The following is a 3,793-nucleotide window of genomic DNA, read 5'->3' as shown; positions in this document are numbered from 1 at the left end:
CGTGAACCCGGCCTCGTTCATCACGGCGTCCAGGGGCTTCTTGAGCGGCAGCAGGTAGGGGGTGTAGCGCTTGAGCTCCAGGTCCGACGCGTCCAGGCGGGCCTGGAGTTCCGGGGCCGGGCCGGAGAGGTCGGCGCTCACGGTGAGGGTCAGGCGCGAGCGGTTGAGCTCGGCGCGCGTGCTGAAAAGCTCCATGGGGCCGGACTGGTCGCTGGAGAGGGACTCGATGTCCAGACTCAGGTTGGTCAGTTCCTGCAGTTCGCCGTTCTGGCGGTCGTCGAAGACCACGGAACCTCCAGACACCCGGATGTCTTCGAGCCGGAAGCGCACGCCGGGAGGGACGAGCTCCAGGCTTCGCCGCTGGCGCGTCCCCCGGCTTCCCGGCGCGGGGAGCAGGTCGGAGACGTTGAGGCTGCCGTCGGCCTCGCGCACCAGGCGCAGGGCGGGCTTGTCCAGGTGGAAGCGGCGCAGGGCGGCCCTCCCGGAGGCCAGTTCCAGAGGGTCCAGATCCAGTTCCAGGCTCTCGAAGGAGGCCAGGACGCCCCCGTCGCGCGCGGTCACGGAAAACCCCCGGGCGCGCAGGGCGAAGCGGAAGGGATCGAAGGACAACTCTTCCAGCGTCGCGGTCCGTCCCAGGGCGGCGGAGGCCTCCTGGGCCAGCCAACGCTTGGCCAGGGCCGGGGCCGCCACCCCTGAGACCAGGAGCCACAGCAGCGCGCCGTGCGCCGCCCAGAGCGCCGCCGCGCAGGCCAGCCTTGCCGCGCCTCCAGGCCCGGCGGTCGCAAGGGCCCGTGGCAGGCCCGCCAGGCGCGTGCGCCAGCGGGCGAGGCATTCGAGGAATTCCGGGGTGAAGGGCATGGCCCCTTGCTAGCACGCTTCGCGTTCCGCCGGAATCCCCCTTCGGGGTTTCTTGCGTTTTCGCGATCCTGAAGGCAGTATCCCGCCATGGAAACAGCGGAAATCGTCGTGGTGGGGGCCGGGATCATCGGCCTGACCCTGGCCAGGGAGCTTGTGGCGCGCGGGGCGCGCGTGCTGGTGCTGGAAAAAGAGGAAGCCCCCGGGCGGCACGCCTCGGGCCGCAACTCCGGGGTGCTCCATGCGGGCATCTACTACGCCCCCGGCAGCGCCCGCGCCCTGAGCTGCCTCGCCGGAAACCGGCTCATGCGCGCCTACTGCCGCGAGCGGGGCCTCCCGCTTGAAGAGTCCGGCAAGGTGATCGTGACGAAAAGCCATGAGGAGCTGCCCCGCCTGCAAGCCCTCTTCGAGCGCGCCCAGAGCGCCGGGGCCGCCGTGAGCCTGGTGGACGAGTCCGAACTGCGCGAGATCGAACCCCATGCCCGCACCGTGGGCCGGGCCATCCATTCGCCGCTCACGGCCGTGGTGGACCCCAAGGCCGTGCTGGCGGGCCTGCGCGACGACCTGCGCCAGTCCCGGCGCGCCGAGATCCGCTTCAACGTGCGCGTGCACGGTCCGTCCGGCCCCGGCTCACTGGAGACCAGCGCCGGACGCCTGGCCTACGGGGCCATGGCCAACGCCGCCGGGGCGCACGCCGACCGGCTTGCCCACGCCTTCGGCAAGGGTCTGCGCTACATGCTCGTCCCCTTCAAGGGACTCTACCGCAAGCTTAGGCCCCAGGCCTCCCACCTGGTGCGCGGCAGCGTCTACCCCGTGCCGGACCCGGCCACGCCCTTCCTGGGGGTGCACTTCACGCGTTCGGTGTACGGAGAGGTCTACCTCGGCCCCACGGCCATCCCGGCCCTGGGGCGCGAGAACTACGGGCTCCTGAAGGGCCTGGACGCCGAGGCCCCGTCCATCCTCTGGCGCGACGCCATGCTCTTCGCGGCGAGCCCGGTGTTTCGCCGCGTGGCCCTGAGCGAGCCGCGCAAATACCTTTTCAAGCACTTCTTCGCGGACGCAGCCCGCCTGGTGGACGTTCTCGACCCCGCCGACGTGCTTGCGAGCCCCAAGGCAGGCATCCGGCCCCAACTGGTGGACGTGGAACAAAACGCCATGGTCATGGACTTCGTCACCGAAACGGGTCCGGCCGAGCTGCACGTGCTCAACGCCATCTCCCCGGCCTTCACGGCCTCCATGGCCATGGCCCCGGGCCTGGCGGACACGGTGCTGGGCCTCTCGGGATCGGCCGGGGCCTAGCCCCCCGATCGCTCCCGGGTCCACCCGGTGGCCTCCGGGCCTGGGATCGGCGCGCCACGGGCCAAGACATCCATGAGAGCGCCCCGGCGGTTCCGGCAGGAACGCGCCGGGGCAGCTCCGCTCGCGGGGTCTCAGTCGCCTGTCCCCCCTTGCCGGACACGGGCCAACCCCATGGGCATGGTCAGAGCAACTGGGTCCAGCCCTTCAGAGCCTCGGGTCTAAAACGTCAGGATCTCCTCCTTTCTGCCCGGGGCCAGGTGTCCCTGGGCGGTCATGTAGTCCAGGGCGCGGACGGTCCTGGGATCGTCGCCGCGCACGGTGGAGGCCGCGCGCCACTCTTCCCAGAAGAGCCCCACGTTGGGGTCGGAGGCCTCCAGGCTCTTGAGCGCCACCAACTCGGCCTCGGTGAAGCGCGCCAGGAAATCCAGGCGTGTTATCTCGCAGCAGGCGGTCCCGCTCTGTGGATTCATTTCGAAGTCCATGCAGGAACTCCAGGACGCCGGACCGTGCAGGACGCGCCCGTCGGACGCGATGAACGACGGATAACCCGGGAACGCAGGGCACAGGGTCACGGCCAGCACGTGTTCGGAGATGACCCGCACGGCGTGGCCGCCGACGTCCACGGTCAGGTTGGGCGCTTCGGGTTCGGCCACGCCGAGCGCGGCCAGGAAGGCGCGGGAATCCGCGTCGTAGGGCGAGTGCAGAAGGGTCAGCATGGTCTAGCTCCATCCCATTTCGGTGAAGGTTTTCGATACGACGGCTCCCGCGCCGCCGGCGCCGCCCGCCCCGTCAGCCCCGGAGCCGCCGGAACCGCCGGTCGCCGTGGCGTTGAGCGTGCCGGTGAGCGCGCCGCTGCGGAACAGGCCGACAAATCCGCCGCCGGAACCGCCGCCGCCTTTGTTCGCGGTTGCGCCGGAAGCGCCCCCGCCCGCAGACCCGTGCGCCGTCAGCGCGTGGCCTGCCGTCAGGTTGACGGCCCCACGGCAGATTACGATCAGGACGCCACCCGTGCCGCTGGAGCCAGCGAGCGGCGTCCCGACTCCGTTACCGCTCCCGCCGGGATTCCCTGCGCCGCCGCCGTCCGCCTCGTTGCCGTAGCCCTGGCCCGCCCCCCCGGCGCCGCCGTACCTGTCAGCCAGCACAGAGGACGTCTTGTTTGTTCCTGCGGGGACGCTGGGAGTCGCTTGCGCCCCGGTCCCGGGTCCGCCGCCCCAAACCTTTCCAGGGGCAGAGAACGTGTTGCTCGTTCCGGAGCCCCCCGTCCCGCCGCCGCCAGGGGCGTTTGTCCCGGCGTTTCCTGCGGACCCCGCGTTGTACTGCTCCGCGCCGCACCCGGACGCAACGACGATCGCCGTGCCGGACCACGAGGGGTAGTCGCCCTGAACGTCCGCGAGCCCTGCCCGACGGACTGCGTACAGGTTCGGATCGAAGACGCAGAATCCGGTGCTCCTGATCCAATCGAGAAAATCCCGCAGGGTTGCCAGGGTCCCGGACAAAGTGATCGCGGAGGGGACGAGGATGTTCTGGTTCACCCAGGACGAGCTTCCGGCCGCGCCGCGCGCCGTCATGGAGATGGAACCGGACGCGCCCATGGCCAGGGAGTCGCAGAGGATGACAAGGCCGCGGCAGCGGTTGGTCG

The 3,793-nt window shown here is 70.8% G+C and carries 3 protein-coding genes and 1 pseudogene; 1 reads left to right on the top strand and 3 read right to left on the bottom strand.

Annotation, left to right across the window (positions count from 1 at the left end):
* On the bottom strand, positions 1-858 hold an 858-nt coding region (locus tag ACV4UX_RS17800), incomplete at its 3' end, for a DUF748 domain-containing protein (protein WP_491594619.1).
* Positions 859-945: 87 nt separating this feature from the next.
* Between ACV4UX_RS17800 and lhgO the strand changes: the two genes are divergently transcribed.
* The gene (gene lhgO / locus ACV4UX_RS17795; RefSeq protein ID WP_491594618.1) at positions 946-2,154 is read left to right on the top strand and encodes an L-2-hydroxyglutarate oxidase; all 1,209 of its coding nucleotides are present in this window, start codon (positions 946-948) and stop codon (positions 2,152-2,154) included.
* Positions 2,155-2,372: 218 nt separating this feature from the next.
* Here the strand turns inward: lhgO and ACV4UX_RS17790 are convergent, their stop codons facing one another.
* Together ACV4UX_RS17790 and ACV4UX_RS17785 are read right to left on the bottom strand one after the other, a co-directional pair.
* Entirely contained in the window at positions 2,373-2,870 is a 498-nt protein-coding gene (locus ACV4UX_RS17790) for a hypothetical protein (protein WP_491594617.1), read from the bottom strand.
* Between the two features lie 3 nt (positions 2,871-2,873).
* Positions 2,874-3,793 (bottom strand): annotated as a pseudogene (locus ACV4UX_RS17785) (hypothetical protein); the annotation flags it as partial.

This window comes from Fundidesulfovibrio sp., from assembly GCF_058402725.1.
This window is presented reverse-complemented; position numbering and strand designations above follow the sequence as displayed.